Source organism: Aneurinibacillus soli (assembly GCF_002355375.1).
GTDB lineage: Bacteria > Bacillota > Bacilli > Aneurinibacillales > Aneurinibacillaceae > Aneurinibacillus > Aneurinibacillus soli.
In genome coordinates this window covers 180,001-197,778 of record NZ_AP017312.1, presented here as the reverse complement: position 1 = coordinate 197,778, position 17,778 = coordinate 180,001, and the positions used below count along the sequence as shown (strand labels likewise).

The 17,778-nt window shown below is 46.5% G+C and carries 15 protein-coding genes and 1 other annotated feature (1 of these 16 only partly in view); of the genes, 13 read left to right on the top strand and 2 right to left on the bottom strand.

The window, feature by feature from the left end; genetic code table 11:
- Positions 1-40 precede the first annotated feature (40 nt).
- The 11 genes from rplA (at position 41) to tuf (ending at position 14,892) form a co-directional block, all read left to right on the top strand.
- Positions 41-745 carry a 50S ribosomal protein L1 gene (gene rplA / locus CB4_RS01155; protein ID WP_096463206.1) on the top strand — a complete coding sequence of 235 codons (705 nt, stop codon included), beginning with the start codon at positions 41-43 and terminating at the stop codon, positions 743-745.
- A gap of 45 nt (positions 746-790) precedes the next feature.
- Positions 791-927: a sequence feature (ribosomal protein L10 leader region), on the top strand.
- A gap of 26 nt (positions 928-953) precedes the next feature.
- Positions 954-1,451 carry a 50S ribosomal protein L10 gene (gene rplJ / locus CB4_RS01145; RefSeq protein WP_096463204.1) on the top strand — a complete coding sequence of 166 codons (498 nt, stop codon included), beginning with the start codon at positions 954-956 and terminating at the stop codon, positions 1,449-1,451.
- A 28-nt stretch (positions 1,452-1,479) separates the two neighbouring features.
- Entirely contained in the window at positions 1,480-1,839 is a 360-nt protein-coding gene (rplL, locus tag CB4_RS01140) for a 50S ribosomal protein L7/L12 (protein WP_096463203.1), read from the top strand.
- A gap of 77 nt (positions 1,840-1,916) precedes the next feature.
- Entirely contained in the window at positions 1,917-2,516 is a 600-nt protein-coding gene (locus CB4_RS01135) for a class I SAM-dependent methyltransferase (protein ID WP_096463202.1), read from the top strand.
- A gap of 262 nt (positions 2,517-2,778) precedes the next feature.
- Complete coding sequence (rpoB, locus tag CB4_RS01130; RefSeq protein ID WP_096463201.1) at positions 2,779-6,306, top strand: DNA-directed RNA polymerase subunit beta; 3,528 nt, start codon at positions 2,779-2,781, stop codon at positions 6,304-6,306.
- A 35-nt stretch (positions 6,307-6,341) separates the two neighbouring features.
- Positions 6,342-9,983, top strand: coding sequence for a DNA-directed RNA polymerase subunit beta' (gene rpoC, locus CB4_RS01125; RefSeq protein ID WP_096463200.1), 3,642 nt, complete (start codon positions 6,342-6,344; stop codon positions 9,981-9,983).
- An 89-nt stretch (positions 9,984-10,072) separates the two neighbouring features.
- Positions 10,073-10,327, top strand: a complete 255-nt coding sequence (locus CB4_RS01120) for a 50S ribosomal protein L7ae-like protein (RefSeq protein WP_096463199.1) — start codon at positions 10,073-10,075, stop codon at positions 10,325-10,327.
- A gap of 135 nt (positions 10,328-10,462) precedes the next feature.
- The gene (rpsL, locus tag CB4_RS01115) at positions 10,463-10,885 is read left to right on the top strand and encodes a 30S ribosomal protein S12 (protein WP_096463198.1); all 423 of its coding nucleotides are present in this window, start codon (positions 10,463-10,465) and stop codon (positions 10,883-10,885) included.
- A gap of 46 nt (positions 10,886-10,931) precedes the next feature.
- Positions 10,932-11,402 (top strand): 30S ribosomal protein S7, encoded by a 471-nt coding sequence (gene rpsG / locus CB4_RS01110; protein WP_096463197.1) that lies wholly within the window; start codon positions 10,932-10,934, stop codon positions 11,400-11,402.
- A gap of 78 nt (positions 11,403-11,480) precedes the next feature.
- A complete protein-coding gene (gene fusA / locus CB4_RS01105) occupies positions 11,481-13,562 on the top strand; it encodes an elongation factor G (RefSeq protein ID WP_096463196.1) in 2,082 nt (693 codons plus the stop codon).
- Between the two features lie 139 nt (positions 13,563-13,701).
- Positions 13,702-14,892, top strand: a complete 1,191-nt coding sequence (tuf, locus tag CB4_RS01100; RefSeq protein WP_096463195.1) for an elongation factor Tu — start codon at positions 13,702-13,704, stop codon at positions 14,890-14,892.
- Between the two features lie 127 nt (positions 14,893-15,019).
- On the opposite strand, the gene ftsW is transcribed toward tuf, so the two are convergent.
- A complete protein-coding gene (gene ftsW, locus CB4_RS01095; RefSeq protein WP_096463194.1) occupies positions 15,020-16,207 on the bottom strand; it encodes a putative lipid II flippase FtsW in 1,188 nt (395 codons plus the stop codon).
- A gap of 211 nt (positions 16,208-16,418) precedes the next feature.
- Between ftsW and phoU the strand changes: the two genes are divergently transcribed.
- Positions 16,419-17,048 (top strand): phosphate signaling complex protein PhoU, encoded by a 630-nt coding sequence (gene phoU / locus CB4_RS01090; RefSeq protein ID WP_157737758.1) that lies wholly within the window; start codon positions 16,419-16,421, stop codon positions 17,046-17,048.
- A gap of 29 nt (positions 17,049-17,077) precedes the next feature.
- Here phoU and CB4_RS01085 read toward each other — a convergent pair whose 3' ends face one another.
- Positions 17,078-17,305: a glutaredoxin family protein gene (locus tag CB4_RS01085; RefSeq protein WP_096463192.1), complete on the bottom strand. Its 228-nt coding sequence runs from the start codon at positions 17,303-17,305 to the stop codon at positions 17,078-17,080.
- 330 nt (positions 17,306-17,635) lie between these two features.
- Between CB4_RS01085 and CB4_RS01080 the strand changes: the two genes are divergently transcribed.
- Positions 17,636-17,778: the beginning of a YitT family protein gene (locus CB4_RS01080; protein WP_231956111.1), read on the top strand. Its footprint extends 514 nt past the window's final position; only the first 143 of its 657 coding nucleotides appear in the window; it begins with the start codon at positions 17,636-17,638; its stop codon lies beyond the right edge, outside the window.

The following is a 17,778-nucleotide window of genomic DNA, read 5'->3' as shown; positions in this document are numbered from 1 at the left end:
GGCACAACCGTTAAAACCACAGTATTAGGAGGAAAGTAAAGTGGCTAAAAAAGGTAAAAATTACTTAGAAGCTGCAAAGCTGTTCGATCGTACAGCTGCTTATGATATGAACGAAGCGCTTGAGATCGTGAAAAAGGCTTCGAAAGCAAAATTCGATGAAACTGTAGAAGTTGCATTCCGCCTGGGCGTAGACCCGCGCAAAAATGACCAGCAAATTCGTGGTGCAGTAGTTCTGCCGCACGGTACTGGTAAAACTCAGCGCGTTCTCGTTTTCGCAAAAGGTGAGAAAGCGAAAGAAGCAGAAGCTGCAGGCGCAGATTTCGTTGGTGACGACGAAATGGTAACAAAAATCCAGCAGGGCTGGTTTGATTTCGACGTAGTCGTTGCAACACCAGACATGATGGGTACTGTTGGTAAACTGGGTCGCGTACTCGGACCAAAAGGCCTCATGCCGAACCCGAAAACTGGTACCGTTACTTTCGAAGTTGAAAAAGCGGTAAAAGAAATCAAAGCAGGTAAAATCGAATACCGTACAGATAAAGCGGGTAACATCCACGCTCCGATCGGTAAAGTTTCTTTCGACGCTGCGAAGCTCGAAGAAAACCTGCGTGCCCTTGTTGACGCACTGGTAAAAGCAAAACCAGCTGCTTCAAAAGGCACATACATGAAAAACATTACTGTCAGCTCCACAATGGGTCCTGGCGTAAAAGTCAACACACTCAAATTGACTGCTCCAGCAAACTAATTGCTTGACATTTGATTGAGAAGTTGATAGAATAGCATTTGTTGATAAATGAATATGCCGTTACCGTAGACAGGAGGCGTCTTCTCCAGAAGACTTAATATCCTTCCGAGGTGCTGTACGATATACGTTTTGAATGTATTCTGAAGCCTTCGCATGTCTGCGTGGGCTTTTTTCATTATAAAAGTCTCATGCTACAGGAGGTGCAAACATGTCCGTACGTGAAGAGAAAGTACAAGTTGTTAGTGAAATCGTTGAGAAGTTTCAAAACAGCAAAAGCACGGTTGTTACTGACTACCGTGGTCTGAACGTTGCACAAGTTACGCAACTGCGTAAACTTTGCCGCGAAGCTGGCGTTGAGTTCAAAGTATACAAAAATACTATGACTCGCCGCGCGACTGCTGAAACAGGTCTGTCTGATTTAGATGCAGTTCTGACAGGTCCTACAGCGATCGCATTCAGCATGGAAGACGAAATGGCTGCTATGAAAATTATCGCAGATTTCGCGAAAACAAACGAAGCACTGGAAATCAAAGGTGGCGTTATGGAAGGCAAAGTCCTGACTGACGTTGAAGTAAAAGCAATGGCAAGCCTGCCGAACCGCGAAGGCCTGCTCTCTATGCTTCTTAGTGTTCTCCAGGCTCCGATGCGTAACTTCGCTCTTGCTGTTAAAGCAGTATCTGAACAAAAAGAAGGCCAACAGGCTTAATTCAATTATCTGTTAGGAGGAACAAACGATGACTAAAGAACAAATCATTGAAGCGATTAAAGAAATGTCCGTTCTCGATCTGAACGATCTCGTTAAAGCAATTGAAGAAGAATTCGGCGTAACAGCTGCTGCTCCGGTTGCAGTTATGGCTGGCGGCGCTGCTGCTGAAGCTGAACAAACAGAATTCACAGTTGTACTTGCTAGCGCAGGTGCTTCTAAAATCAACGTTATCAAAGTTGTTCGCGAAATCACAGGTCTCGGCCTGAAAGAAGCGAAAGCTATGGTTGATGGCGCTCCAGCTAACGTTAAAGAAGGCATTGCTAAAGACGAAGCTGAGCAAATTAAAGCTAAGCTTGAAGAAGCTGGCGCAGTGGTTGAAGTTAAGTAGGTTTTATACCTTCTGTATAAAACGCCCGGCGATTACCGCCGGGCGTTTTGTTACTATCCAGAAAGGGTGAAACATAGGTGGAGCATTACTATACGAATCAACCCGGAGCCGACAGTCGGGAACAGACATTTACGTTTACGCTGCGCGGTCGGGATTTTCGCTTTGTAACAGACCGGGGTGTTTTCTCCAAAAATCGCATTGATTTTGGGAGTGTACTGTTGATTGAAACGATGGAAATCGCAGATGGCATGGATGTTCTTGATGTAGGCTGCGGGTATGGTCCGATGGGTATGTCCGCCGCATCCCTTACTCCAGGCGGGCAGGTGCTTATGGTGGATATTAATGAGCGTGCTGTCGCGCTAGCCAATCGCAATTTGAAGTTGAATGGCGTTACGAATGCCCAGGCTGTGGTGAGTGATCGCCTTGCTTCCGTACCAGAGAATCGGATGTTCGATGTTGTTTTGACCAATCCGCCGATTCGCGCGGGTAAACAGGTGGTACATGGGATTTTTGAGGAAGCTCATGCGCATCTAAAGCCGGGCGGTTCTCTTTGGGTAGTGATTCAGAAGAAGCAGGGAGCGCCATCGGCATTTACTAGACTGCAGGAGCTGTATGAAGACGTAGAGGAAGTAGAACGGAGAAAGGGCTATTCCATCTTCCGAGCACGGAAATCATAAGTTGACATTGCTTTTCCATTGTGTTATCGTTATTTAATGCCACTAATCTTGTGAGCGTTAGATAGGAATTGCATAAAAAGTCAACCCCTTTTTTCGGAATTTAAAGGCAGGTTGCTCCGAACCGTGTATGCTGTTGTATGTCTAAGGTTATACTTAAATAATAGCAGTGTTCGGTTCTCTAAATTAAAAATAAAGTCTTCTTACATACATAGGGAGGCTTTGTTCTTTTTTGTGCAAAAACTCGGTTTGAGAGGTGAATAAGTTGGCAGGTCATCTAATTCAGTGTGGACGTCATCGCCAGCGTCGCAGCTACGCAAGAATTAAAGAGGTAATGGAATTACCAAACCTGATCGAAATCCAACAAAAATCATATGAGTGGTTTTTGGATGAAGGGTTGCGTGAGATGTTCCACGATATCTCTCCGATTCAAGATTTCACTGGTAATCTTGTTCTGGAATTCATTGATTATAGCTTGGGCGAGCCGAAATACTCGGTTGATGAATCCAAAGAACGCGACGTAACGTATGCAGCTCCGCTGCGAGTGAAAGTCCGTCTCATTAACAAGGAAACGGGAGAAGTCAAGGAACAAGAAGTATTTATGGGTGATTTCCCGCTTATGACAGAGACAGGTACTTTCGTCATTAATGGGGCTGAAAGGGTAATCGTCAGTCAGCTTGTTCGTTCTCCTAGCGTGTACTTCAGCACAAAAGTAGACAAAAACGGTAAGCAAGCGTATGGGGCTACTGTTATCCCAAATCGCGGTGCATGGCTTGAGCTTGAAACCGACGCGAAAGATATTATTTATGTTCGCATCGACCGTACGAGAAAAATCCCTGTTACGGTTCTTTTGCGTGCATTAGGATTCGGCACAGATGCTGAGATTTTGAGTCTGCTAGGCGAGGATGAATACATCCGTAACACGCTTGAGAAGGACAATACCGATTCGACAGAAAAAGCGCTGATTGAGATTTATGAACGTTTGCGTCCAGGAGAGCCGCCAACAGTCGAGAATGCAAAGAGTCTGTTAGTGTCTCGCTTCTTCGATCCGAAGCGGTACGATCTGGCTAATGTAGGTCGTTATAAAATCAACAAGAAGCTGCACATTAAAAATAGATTGTATAACCAGCGCCTTGCTGAGACGCTCGTAGACACAGCGACAGGTGAAATTATTGCAGAAGCCGGTCAAATGATTGACCGCCGTTTGCTTGATCGCATCCTGCCACTGCTTGAAGAGAGTGTAGGGTTTGTGAATGTGAGACCTCGCGGCGGTGTACTGGAAGAAGATATTCGTCTTCAGTCTATCAACATCTTCTCACCGATTGAAGATGGAAAAGTTATCAAAGTAACATCCAACGGTGTGATTGATAAGAAAATCAAGAACATTACACCGTCTGATATTATCGCGTCTATTAACTACTTTATGAACTTGCTGCAAGGCATTGGTACAACAGATGATATTGATCATCTTGGTAACCGTCGTCTGCGTTCTGTAGGAGAACTGCTGCAGAACCAATTCCGTATCGGTTTGTCCCGTATGGAGCGTGTGGTTCGTGAGCGGATGTCGATTCAAGATGCGAATGCAATTACGCCACAGGCACTCATTAACATTCGTCCGGTTATTGCAGCGATCAAGGAATTCTTCGGAAGCTCCCAGCTCTCCCAGTTCATGGATCAGACGAATCCACTGGCTGAGCTGACGCACAAACGTCGTCTGTCTGCACTCGGACCAGGTGGTCTGACACGTGAACGTGCAGGCTTCGAAGTTCGTGACGTTCACCACTCTCACTATGGTCGTATGTGTCCAATTGAGACGCCGGAAGGTCCGAACATCGGCTTGATCAACTCACTGTCTTCGTATGCTCGTATTAATGAGTATGGCTTTATTGAAACACCGCGTCGTAAAATTGATGCGGAAACAGGCCAGATTACGATGGAGATTGAATACCTCACAGCGGATGAAGAAGATGTGTTCAACGTAGCTCAGGCAAATGCGCCGCTTACAGAAGAGATGAAATTTGCGAACGAGATGGTTATTTGCCGTCGCCGAGGTGAAATCATCACGATTCCACGCGATAAAGTGGATTACATGGACGTATCACCGAAGCAGGTTGTATCCGTTGCGACTGCCATGATTCCGTTCCTTGAGAACGATGACGCCAACCGTGCGCTCATGGGAGCGAACATGCAGCGTCAGGCCGTACCGCTTCTTGTACCGCAGGCTCCGTTCATTGGAACCGGTATGGAGCATAAAGCCGCCAAAGATTCTGGTGTTGCGATCGTTGTTCGCCATCCGGGTGTTGTTGAGCGTGTAACAGCCCGTGAGATCTGGGTTCGCCGTCAGGAAACCCTCGAAGGCCGTACGATCATGGGTGATATCGATAAATATAAATTACACAAATTTGAGCGTTCTAATCAGGGAACATGCATCAATCAGCGTCCAATCATCAAAACCGGTGAGTTCGTACAGGCTGGCGATATTATCGCAGACGGTCCGTCTACCGAAAGTGGAGAGCTGGCTCTCGGACGCAATGTAGTCGTTGCCTTCATGACATGGGAAGGTTACAACTACGAAGATGCGATTCTCCTAAGTGAGAAGCTTGTAAAAGAAGACGTATATACGTCAATCCATATCGAAGAATACGAGTCTGAAGCTCGTGATACGAAGCTTGGACCGGAAGAGATTACACGCGACATCCCGAACGTTGGGGAAGATGCACTGCGTAATCTTGACGACCGTGGTATCATTCGCGTCGGTGCTGAGATCAAGGATGGCGACATTCTCGTTGGTAAAGTAACGCCGAAGGGTGTAACGGAGCTGACAGCAGAAGAACGTCTCTTGCATGCGATCTTTGGGGAGAAAGCACGCGAAGTTCGCGATACATCTCTCCGCGTACCGCACGGTGGTTCCGGCATTATTGTCGATGTAAAAGTATTTACCCGTGACAATGGCGATGAACTGCCACCGGGCGTTAACCAGCTCGTACGTGTATACATCGCACAGAAACGCAAAATCTCTGTTGGGGATAAAATGGCCGGCCGTCACGGTAACAAAGGGGTTATCGCGCGGATTCTGCCAGAAGAAGATATGCCGTTCCTGCCGGATGGCACGCCAGTACAGGTTGTTCTCAATCCGCTGGGTGTACCGTCTCGTATGAACATCGGGCAGGCGCTCGAAGTTCACTTGGGTATGGCAGCCAAACTCATGGGTATTCATATCGCAACACCAGTATTCGATGGTGCGACAGAAGACGATGTGTTTAATACGCTTGAAGAAGCGGGTATGAGCCGTACAGGTAAAACGGTTCTGTATGATGGTCGTACCGGGGAGCCGTTTGACCGTACCGTAACCGTCGGGGTTATGTACATGATCAAACTGGCCCACATGGTTGATGATAAAATTCACGCCCGTTCGACTGGACCATACTCTCTCGTTACTCAACAGCCGCTCGGCGGTAAAGCCCAATTCGGCGGTCAGCGTTTTGGGGAGATGGAGGTATGGGCACTTGAAGCATACGGTGCCGCTTATACACTTCAGGAAATTCTTACTGTCAAGTCGGATGACGTGGTTGGTCGTGTGAAAACATACGAAGCCATTGTTAAGGGAGAAAATGTACCGGAACCTGGTGTACCGGAATCCTTTAAAGTACTCATTAAAGAGCTGCAGAGCCTTGGTATGGACGTTAAGATTCTGTCCGAAGACGAGCAGGAAATTGAGATGCGCGATACGGATGAAGATGATGATGCGCCGAGCGAGAAGCTCAACCTGAACATCAGCGGTGTCGAAGAGTAAAGGATGAAACCGGGAAGTAATGGGAGGTATGCGCCTTGTTAGATGTCAATAATTTTGAATATATGAAGATTGGCCTCGCATCACCGGATAAAATTCGTTCCTGGTCATACGGTGAGGTCAAAAAACCGGAAACCATTAACTACCGGACGTTAAAGCCGGAAAAAGAAGGCTTGTTCTGCGAGAAAATTTTCGGACCGACAAAGGACTGGGAATGTCACTGCGGAAAGTACAAGCGTGTACGTTATAAAGGCGTCGTCTGCGACCGTTGCGGCGTTGAAGTGACGCGCGCCAAAGTACGTCGGGAGCGTATGGGGCACATCGAACTTGCTGCCCCTGTCTCTCACATCTGGTATTTCAAAGGAATTCCGAGCCGTATGGGCCTTGTGCTCGATATGTCTCCACGTTCCCTCGAAGAAGTAATCTACTTCGCATCATACGTTGTAACCGATGCAGGGGAGACACCGCTTGAGAAGAAGCAACTTCTTTCTGAGAAAGAATACCGCAACTACCGTGAGAAATACGGCCAGGCATTCACCGCTCAGATGGGTGCAGAAGCGATCAAGAAGCTTCTGGCTGAGATTGATCTTGATAAAGAAGTAGATTTTTTGAAAGAAGAGTTGAAATCAGCACAGGGACAGCGTCGCAACCGTGTGATCAAACGTCTCGAAGTGCTGGAGTCCTTCCGTAATTCCGGGAACTTCCCGGATTGGATGGTACTTGATGTACTGCCGGTTATCCCGCCGGAACTGCGCCCGATGGTTCAGCTTGATGGTGGACGTTTTGCAACGTCTGACTTGAACGACCTGTACCGTCGTGTAATCAACCGGAACAACCGTCTTAAGCGTCTGCTTGATCTCGGCGCTCCAGATATCATCGTACAAAATGAAAAGCGTATGCTACAGGAAGCAGTAGATGCGCTGATTGATAACGGTCGCCGTGGCCGTCCGGTAACAGGACCGGGTAACCGTCCGCTGAAATCTCTCAGCCATATGCTGAAAGGTAAGCAGGGTCGTTTCCGTCAGAACTTGCTCGGTAAGCGTGTTGACTACTCTGGTCGTTCGGTTATCGTAGTAGGTCCGCACCTCAAAATGTACCAGTGCGGTCTGCCGAAAGAAATGGCACTTGAGCTGTTTAAGCCATTCGTAATGAAAGAGCTTGTCAGCAAAGGACTCGCACACAATATCAAATCAGCGAAGCGCAAAGTAGAGCGCGTGCATCCGGAAGTATGGGATGTTCTCGAGGACGTTATCCGTGAACACCCGGTTCTTCTCAACCGTGCCCCTACGCTTCACCGTCTTGGTATTCAGGCGTTCGAACCAACACTTGTTGAAGGACGTGCGATCCGTCTCCACCCGCTTGTATGTACAGCGTACAACGCTGACTTCGATGGTGACCAGATGGCGGTACACGTGCCGCTCTCAGCAGAAGCACAGGCAGAAGCTCGTCTTCTTATGCTGGCAGCACAGAACATCCTGAACCCGAAAGACGGTAAGCCAGTTGTTACACCATCTCAGGATATGGTACTAGGTACGTACTATCTGACGATGGAAAATAAAGAATCAACAGGTGAGGGGAAAGTATTCTCTAACCCGAATCAGGCGATCGCTGCATATGCAAACGACCATGTAACGTTGCATGCTCGCATTGCTATACCACCGACAAGCCTGGGCAAAACATCCTTTACGCCGGAGCAGATTAATGCGCCGCTTATGGTTACAACCGTAGGGAAGCTGATCTTTAATGAAATCCTTCCACCTGAGCTGCCATACATCAATGATCCGACGAAATACAATCTGCAAAAACAGGTTCCGGATAAGTTCTTTATTTTCGATAAAGGAACGAACGTGAAGGAGTTCCTTGAAAATCTGCCAGAACATGAAGCCGTGAAAAAAGGATATCTTGGTACAATTATTTCAGAATGTTTCCGTCGTTTTGGAACGACACAAACATCTGTTATTCTCGATGACATCAAGGCAAATGGCTTTAAGTTCTCCACACAAGCAGGGATTACGGTAGCTGTTGCTGATATTAAAACACCGGAAGAGAAGCAGCAGATTCTGGCTGATGCCGATGCAGAAGTAGAAGTTGTGCAGCAGCAGTTCCGCCGTGGTCTCATTACAGATAATGAGCGCTATGACCGTGTTATTAGCATCTGGAGCAAAGCGAAAGACCGCGTTACAAAAGTGTTGATGGCGTCTCTCGACAAGTTCAACGCGATCAACATGATGGCCACATCCGGTGCCCGCGGTAACGTATCGCAGATTACACAGCTTGCAGGTATGCGTGGTCTGATGGCGAATCCATCTGGTCGTATCATCGAGTTGCCAATCAAATCAAACTTCCGTGAAGGTCTGTCTGTACTCGAATACTTCATCTCGACGCACGGTGCGCGTAAAGGTCTCGCCGATACCGCCCTGCGTACAGCTGACTCGGGTTACCTGACACGCCGTCTGGTAGACGTTGCACAGGACGTAATCGTTCGGGAAGACGACTGCGGTACGGATAAAGGTGTAGAGGCGATGGCAATTCGTGACGGTAAAGAGATCATTGAAGATCTGTATGACCGTCTCGTAGGTCGCTATTCATTCCAGACATTACGCCATCCAGAGACAGATGAAGTCATGGTAGGCCGTAATGAGCTGATCGATGAGAACCTAGCTGATGAAATCATTGCAGCAGGTATCGAAAAAGTAACCATTCGTTCGGTTATTGGCTGCCGTACGCATCATGGTGTATGTAAAAAATGCTATGGCCGTAACCTCGCCACAGGTAAAAATGTGGATGTCGGCGAAGCTGTTGGTATTATTGCAGCCCAGTCGATCGGGGAACCAGGTACACAGCTGACGATGCGTACCTTCCACACCGGTGGGGTTGCCGGAGACGATATCACACAGGGTCTTCCGCGTATTCAGGAGCTTTTCGAAGCGCGTAATCCTAAAGGTCAGGCTGTAATCACAGAGATCGATGGGGAAGTTGTCGACATGCGTGAAGGCAAAGACCGTCGTGAAGTTGAAATCCGTGGTGAAACCGAAAGCAAAGTGTATCAAATTCCGTATGGCTCCCGCTTGAAAGTAGCAATTGGCCGTAAGGTTGATATCGGGGAAGAGCTGACAGAAGGTTCGATTGACCCGAAAGAAATGCTCAAAGTCCGTGGCATGCGTGGCGTTCAATACTACATCCTGCAGGAAGTACAAAAAGTATACCGTATGCAGGGGGTAGAAATTAACGACAAGCACGTTGAGGTTATGATCCGTCAGATGCTGCGCAAAGTTCGCGTCATCGATAGCGGAGAAACCGACCTTCTGCCAGGGGCATATGTAGAAATTCATGAGTTTGAAGAAGCGAACAAGAAAGTGCTGTGGGAAGGCAGACAGCCGGCTGTTGCCCGTTCAGTGCTGCTTGGTATTACGAAGGCTTCCCTTGAAACAGATTCCTTCCTGTCCGCAGCTTCCTTCCAGGAGACGACACGTGTCCTGACAGATGCTGCAATTAAGGGTAAGGTAGACCGTCTCCTTGGTCTGAAAGAGAATGTTATCATCGGTAAACTTGTTCCAGCCGGTACAGGTATGAACCGTTACCGCAACATCAAACTGCAGCATGATCTTATGCCAGCAGAAGAAACTGTTGAACAGTCTCTAGTAGAAGAAGGAGCAGGACTTGAGGAAGTATCAAAGTAAAAACTTTCTGTAATAGCTTGACATGATACCACTCCGGATGATATCATTCTTGAGTGTGCCCGGTACTCTATACTTTGGAGGATATGAAAATGTCTTATGAAAAAGTAGAACAGGCAAGTGGGCTTATCATTGGTGCAAAGCAAACTGCCCGGGCAGTCGAGGCTGACTCTCTTGTAGAAGTCATCGTTGCCAGGGATGCGGATGCCAAATTGACCGGAAAAATAATTTCCATCTGCAAGGATAAAGGTCTGCCGATTCATTATGTTGAATCCATGCGCCGACTTGGGCGAGCGTGTGGAATTGATGTAGGAACTGCGGTGGTGGGTCTGAAACATAATAAGTAAGATAAGCAATGTTTTTGCCGGAGCCGGGCATCTGGACTCCAGACACCCGGCTGGCAAAAACTTTTCATTTGCTTTTTGATGAACCACCAGGACCTGTGGTCTTAAACTTGTGAAACTTGGAAGGAGGTGCGACGCATGCCAACTATCAATCAGCTCGTGCGCAAAGGTCGCGAAAAGAAGGTTTACAAATCTAAATCACCAGCTCTGGGCAAAGGCTATAACAGCATGAAGAAAGAGCTGACTAACACGAACTCTCCGCAAAAACGTGGTGTGTGCACTCGTGTTGGTACAATGACACCGAAAAAACCAAACTCTGCGTTGCGTAAATATGCTCGTGTTCGTTTAACAAACGGCATCGAGGTTACTGCATACATCCCAGGGATTGGCCACAACCTTCAAGAGCACAGTGTTGTTCTGATCCGTGGCGGTCGTGTTAAAGACTTGCCAGGTGTACGCTACAAAATTGTACGCGGTGCACTCGACACAGCAGGCGTTCAAAACCGTCTGCAATCCCGTTCTAAATACGGTGCAAAACGTCCGAAAGCGCCAAAAGCGTAAGGAATCGAATTTTAATCAAAATATTGAAGTAAAGGAGGGGAATTGAATGCCACGTAAAGGCCCAGTAGCTCGTCGTGATGTATTACCTGACCCGATTTATAACAGCAAATTAGTAACTCGTCTGATTAACCGTATGATGCTTGATGGTAAGCGCGGTGTTTCCCAGCGCATTCTGTACGATGCTTTCAATCTCGTTCAACAACGCACTAGTCGTGAGCCAATGGAAGTATTTGAAGAAGCTATGAAAAATATCATGCCGGTTCTTGAAGTACGCGCTCGTCGCGTTGGTGGTGCTAACTACCAGGTTCCGATTGAAGTTCGTCCGGAACGCCGCACTACACTCGGACTTCGCTGGTTAGTTGAATACTCCCGTAAACGTGGGGAGAAAACAATGGAAGAGCGCCTCGCAGGCGAAATTCTTGATGCAGCTAACAGCACAGGCGCAGCTGTTAAAAAGCGCGAAGACACTCACAAAATGGCGGAAGCGAACAAAGCATTTGCTCACTACCGCTGGTAGGATCAAGGCGGACATTATGTCCGCTTTGACTTGCATCTAGTATTGTCAAATCTCTACATTGAGAAAGGGGCTAGTTTAATGGGACGCGAATTCCCCTTAGCCAAGACTCGTAACATTGGTATCATGGCCCACATCGACGCCGGTAAAACCACGACTACTGAGCGTATCCTGTTCTATACAGGCCGCGTTCACAAAATCGGGGAAACTCACGAAGGCGCTTCGCAAATGGACTGGATGGAGCAAGAGCAAGAGCGCGGTATCACAATTACATCGGCTGCGACAACTGCTCAGTGGAAAGAGCACCGTGTCAACATTATTGACACACCTGGCCACGTAGACTTCACAGTTGAAGTAGAGCGTTCACTCCGTGTACTTGACGGTGCGGTTGGGGTTCTTGATGCACAATCAGGTGTTGAGCCGCAAACAGAAACTGTATGGCGTCAAGCGACAACATACGGCGTACCGCGTATTGTTTTCATCAACAAGATGGACAAACTCGGTGCAGATTTCCTTTACTCTGTAGGTACTCTGCATGAGCGTCTGCAAGCAAATGCTCATCCGATCCAACTTCCGATCGGTGCAGAAGATGAATTCCGTGGAATCATCGACCTCGTTGAGAAGAAAACATACATCTATACAAACGATCTGGGTACAGATATCGAAATCACAGAAGGTTTCCCGGCTGAATTTGCTGATCAAGCAGAAGAATACCGTGGTAAGCTGATCGAAGCAGTTTCTGATTTTGATGAAGAACTCATGATGAAATATCTTGAAGGTGAAGAAGTAACAATTGCCGAACTGAAAAATGCGATTCGCAAAGCGACAATCAGCGTTCAATTCTTCCCGGTTACTTGTGGTTCTGCCTTCAAAAACAAAGGCGTTCAGCCGATGTTGGATGCTGTTATCGATTACCTGCCGTCTCCGCTGGATGTTCCGTCGATTAAAGGTACCGTTCCAGATAGCGAAGAGGAAACAGTTCGCGAATCTAGCGATGAAATTCCTTTCTCCGCACTGGCATTCAAAATCATGACTGACCCGTATGTAGGTAAGTTGACATTCTTCCGTGTGTACTCAGGTACAATTGATTCCGGTTCGTATGTCCTGAACTCTACTAAAGGCAAGCGTGAGCGTATCGGTCGTATCCTTCAGATGCACGCAAACACTCGTGAAGAAATCAAAACGGTTTACTCCGGTGACATTGCCGCAGCTGTAGGTTTAAAAGATACAACAACTGGAGATACTCTTTGCGATGAGAAAGCTCCGGTAATCCTGGAGTCCATGAACTTCCCGGATCCGGTTATCTCCATTGCAATCGAGCCGAAAACAAAAGCTGACCAGGATAAAATGGGTATGGCTCTTGCGAAGCTCGCTGAAGAGGATCCTACGTTCAAAACATTCACAGATCAGGAGACAGGTCAAACGATCATCTCTGGTATGGGTGAGCTTCACCTTGATATCATCGTTGACCGTATGCGTCGCGAGTTCAAAGTAGAAGCGAACGTAGGTGCTCCGCAAGTTGCGTACAAAGAATCTTTCCGCCAGGGCGCGAAAGTTGAAGCGAAGTACGCAAAACAATCCGGTGGTAAAGGTCAATACGGCCACGTTGTGGTTGAATTTGAACCAGGCGAACCGGGTTCAGGTTACGTCTTCGAAAACAAAGTTGTCGGTGGAGCGATTCCGCGTGAATACGTTCCAGCTGTTCAAAATGGTATCGAAGAGTCTATGAAGAACGGTGTTCTTGCTGGATATCCGCTTCTTGACCTGAAAGCAAGACTTGTTCATGGTAGCTATCATGAGGTTGACTCCTCTGAGATGGCGTTCAAAATCGCCGGCTCTATGGCTTTGAAAGAAGCGGGTAAGAAGTGTAACCCAGCTATCCTTGAACCAATGATGAAAGTAGAAGTAACCGTACCAGATGAATACATGGGAGACATCATGGGTGACATTAGTTCCCGTCGTGGCCGTGTTGAAGGTATGGAAGCTCGCGGTACTGCTCAGGTAGTTCGTGGTTTCGTTCCACTTTCTGAAATGTTCGGATATGCAACAGCTCTGCGTTCCCGTACACAAGGTCGCGGCACGTACTCTATGCACTTCGATCACTATGAAGAAGTGCCGAGAAATGTTGCTGACGAAATCATCAAAAAAGCAAAAGGCGTATAATTTTTTACGCAAACCCTCTTTATTGTAACCAGAGAAAGGTTTAAAATGTGTAGGGGGTACATGTCCTCTACCAGTTGAACCTTTTTTTGAAATACTTATTTTCTAACCTAACCTTTTTAATCAAGGAGGATTTACTCAAATGGCTAAAGCAAAATTTGAGCGGAATAAACCGCACGTAAACATTGGTACTATTGGTCACGTTGACCACGGTAAAACAACTCTGACTGCTGCAATCACAACTGTACTTGCACAAACTGGTGGCGCAACAGCTATGGACTACGGTTCAATCGATGCTGCTCCAGAAGAGCGCGAGCGTGGTATCACAATCTCTACAGCACACGTAGAGTACGAAACTGAAAACCGTCACTATGCACACGTTGACTGCCCAGGTCACGCTGACTATGTTAAAAACATGATCACTGGTGCTGCTCAAATGGATGGAGCGATCCTCGTTGTATCGGCTGCTGATGGTCCGATGCCGCAAACTCGTGAGCACATCCTTCTTTCCCGCCAAGTAGGCGTTCCTTACATCGTTGTATTCATGAACAAATGTGACATGGTTGACGATGAAGAGCTTCTTGAACTCGTTGAAATGGAAATTCGTGACCTTCTTTCTGAATATGACTTCCCAGGCGATGATATCCCGGTTGTTAAAGGTTCTGCTAAAGAAGCTCTCGAAAACCCAACTGGCGAATGGGCTCAGCGTATTATTGAGCTTATGGCTGAAGTTGATGCGTACATCCCAACTCCAGAACGTGCAGTAGATCTTCCGTTCCTTATGCCGGTTGAGGACGTGTTCTCTATCACAGGCCGTGGTACAGTTGCTACTGGTCGTGTAGAGCGCGGTATCGTTAAAGTTGGCGATCAAGTTGAGATCATTGGTCTGACTGAAGAGCCAAAAACTACAACTGTAACAGGCGTTGAGATGTTCCGTAAACTTCTGGATCAAGCTCAAGCTGGGGACAACATCGGTGCTCTGCTCCGTGGTGTTGACCGTACAGATATCGAACGTGGCCAAGTACTCGGCAAACCGGGTTCTGTAAAACCACACACAACTTTCACAGCTCAAATCTACGTTCTGTCTAAAGAAGAGGGTGGACGTCACACTCCATTCTTCGGAAACTACCGTCCGCAGTTCTACTTCCGTACAACTGACGTAACTGGCATCATCAAACTTCCAGAAGGCACAGAAATGGTTATGCCTGGCGATAACGTTGAGATCACTGTTGAACTCATCAGCCCAATCGCTATGGAAGAAGGTACTCGCTTCGCGATTCGCGAAGGTGGCCGTACAGTAGGCGCTGGTGCAGTAGCTGCTATCCAGAAGTAATTACTGTTTTCCTATAGAAAAAGGTTGATGGCATTATGCCATCAACCTTTTTTAATTTACTAGAAAAAAGTAAAACCCCCTCTTCTCCACTATAACGGAGAGAGGGGGTTTTACTATCGAAAAGCTATTATGCTTTGCGACGTGATGCATTAAATGGTACAACGGAAGAGTTGGTTGCCCCTCCTTTACCTTCTGCTTTTTGTACAGCCTGCCTGTAGGCTTCGCGCGAAATACTAAGGACAATGCCGATGCTGAGCATATTAAGCAGTAGAGAAGATCCACCGTAGCTGATAAATGGGAGAGGAACCCCAGTAATGGCAATCAACCCGGTTACACCACCGATATTTACAAGGGCCTGGATAGAAATCATACTGGCTACACCAATGCCGATCAGATTGGCGAATAAATCATTGACACGCCTTGTAATAAGAATGATGCGCCATAAGTATAGAATGAACAGGATCAGAAATAAAGTAGCACCGATAAATCCAAGTTCTTCTCCGATAATGGAAAAAATAAAGTCAGTTTGTACTTCAGGGAGATACAAATACTTCTCAATGCTTTTTCCAAAACCAGTCCCGACCATTCCGCCGTGTGCAATGGCAAAATAGGAATGAGCAAGCTGAAAGCCACTTCCAAGACCATTCATGCCATCGGACCATGGATCACCAATATTCGTTACACGGCTCATACGATACGGTGAGGTGACAATGAGAGCGATAGCGGCTGCGGCGATCGGAATGGCAATCCGAAGCAGGTATTTGAATTTAGCTCCGCCTGCGACAAGAACCGATACAGCTGTGAGGCCAAGAATAGCAGCAGACCCCATATCTGGCTGAGCGGCAATCAAGATGCCAAAGATACCGATAACGGTGATGGCTGGCTGGAGCCCTTTCTTCCAAGTCTCGATTTGCTGTCCTTTTTTGGAAATAAGCGCAGATAGATAAATAACGACCGCGAGCTTGGCAAATTCGGCTGGCTGGAGTTGGAAGATACCGAGGTTTAGCCAACTGCGTGCTCCATTTCTCCATAAACCAATGCCAGGGATGAGAACAAGAAGGAGCAACAATATAATCCCCAATGCAATCTGGACAAAGTTCTTTTTATAAAAAGTATACGGAATATTCATGGCAAACGACATGGCAACCAAGCCAATGACAGCAGAAATCAGCTGTTTTTTCACAAAGTAGGTATCTGTATGGAAGCGGTTCAGTGCATATACTGAACTGGCACTGTACACCATGACGATACCGAATCCGACGAAAAGCAGGGTGAAAATCAGGATTACGAAATCGGGTCGTCCTCTTGTTTTCATAGGTTCCTCCAAAGAATTATTCGTATTCATAGTTTACTATACTACAGTAGGAGAGACTACCCGAGTTTTGACCTTTTTTACTCGAAAGGATATCACGCAATATTTAAGTTATCTTTACGTGAGATTAATATTTTTCCGGTATGATTAATGTTCGTACTGTACGTGAACCTCATAATAAGGTTGGTGAATGATGGCCATGCAGGAGCGAAATATGGTAACACTAAAGAATGAAGTAGCAGATATGGCGCAAATTGCGCAGAATGGATTTCTGCAGGCGTGGAAAGCTTTTCAAACTGGAAGTGTTAAACAGGCAAAAGAAGTTATTATACGAGATGAAAAGCTTAATGTACTTGCAGCCCGCATTTTTAAGATGGGGCTTAGTTTGATTGCTCGTCAGGCTCCGGTAGCCAAGGATCTTCGGACAATCGGAGCTTATCTAAAAGTTGTTACGGATTTGGAACGGATTGGCGATCTTTCAGGAGATATTGCGAGTGTCGTGGTTCGCCTTGAAGGCGGTCCGCAGCGCGTGCCTTTGTTTGAGATACCTGATATGGCTGCAAGTGTTCAGGAGATACTTGCCTTGAGCGTGCGTGCGCTTAAAATGGGGGATACTCGACAGCTTCGATCTCTTGATGATATGGATGATGTAATTGATGCGTATTACAGCCGGTGTTTTGTGTATTTGGAGCGAAGTATGGAAAGTGAGTCTGGCTATGTACAGGAAGGTGTACAGCTTTTTAAAGTGATTCAAGCGCTAGAGAGAATTGGTGACCATGCCACGAATATTGGAGAGTGGACGTTGTATATGTCTACAGGAAACATAGCGGATTTAAATACGTAAAGGCGGCATATGCCGCCTTTTTTTGTCTGTTATTCCGTAAGCATACGTTCTAGTGCAGCAGGATCAAAACCTTTGATTGCCTTTCCATTTATAACGGTTACGGGAATGCCAAGTAACCCAAAAGCTTCGACTTCCTTTTGGTACTCACGGTTAGCCAGAAGATCGCGCACTTCAAAATCGTATTCTTTTTCTCGGAGAAAGTTTTTGACAAGCTCACATGTACTACAACCCGGTGCAGAATAAACAATGATCGACATATGAATTCTCCTTTCGGACTAGCGTAATAATCACTGATTAGGTTTAGTATACCGGATTATAGCAGAGAGGGATACCGAAGCATAAACTTTATCGCTTTAACGCTTTTATGAATAAATATTTATATAAGTGAATGATAAAGATGAGGACCACAAACTTTTTATACTATTTAGAATTTAATGATATGCTTTATTTTTCATGGATATAAAGTATTTAAGCATGGTATAGTTAGATAGAAGTGTTTGTGTAGTTAAATATTATCAATATAATTGTGCATAAAAATATGAATAAGAATACTTTTAATGGGATTGTATAGAGGAGGGGTGAAATATATGAACATGAGCTGGAAGAAACAAATGATCATGATTATTACAGGCTGTATGCTAGTAGCATTGGGTATACGGATTTTTGCCGCTTCGCATATCGTACTTGGGGGAACTGCGGGGATGGGATTAATTCTCCACCGCGTAACAGG

Excerpts from the sequence above, each read along its gene's own strand:
- rplJ (WP_096463204.1), top strand. The coding sequence starts at position 954 with ATGTCCGTACGTGAAGAGAAAGTACAAGTTGTTAGTGAAATCGTTGAG.
- CB4_RS01120 (WP_096463199.1), top strand. The coding sequence starts at position 10,073 with ATGTCTTATGAAAAAGTAGAACAGGCAAGTGGGCTTATCATTGGTGCA.
- fusA (WP_096463196.1), top strand. The coding sequence starts at position 11,481 with ATGGGACGCGAATTCCCCTTAGCCAAGACTCGTAACATTGGTATCATG.
- phoU (WP_157737758.1), top strand. The coding sequence starts at position 16,419 with ATGGTAACACTAAAGAATGAAGTAGCAGATATGGCGCAAATTGCGCAG.
- rpsL (WP_096463198.1), top strand. The coding sequence starts at position 10,463 with ATGCCAACTATCAATCAGCTCGTGCGCAAAGGTCGCGAAAAGAAGGTT.
- rplL (WP_096463203.1), top strand. The coding sequence starts at position 1,480 with ATGACTAAAGAACAAATCATTGAAGCGATTAAAGAAATGTCCGTTCTC.
- CB4_RS01085 (WP_096463192.1), bottom strand. The coding sequence starts at position 17,305 with ATGTCGATCATTGTTTATTCTGCACCGGGTTGTAGTACATGTGAGCTT.
- tuf (WP_096463195.1), top strand. The coding sequence starts at position 13,702 with ATGGCTAAAGCAAAATTTGAGCGGAATAAACCGCACGTAAACATTGGT.
- rpsG (WP_096463197.1), top strand. The coding sequence starts at position 10,932 with ATGCCACGTAAAGGCCCAGTAGCTCGTCGTGATGTATTACCTGACCCG.
- ftsW (WP_096463194.1), bottom strand. The coding sequence starts at position 16,207 with ATGAAAACAAGAGGACGACCCGATTTCGTAATCCTGATTTTCACCCTG.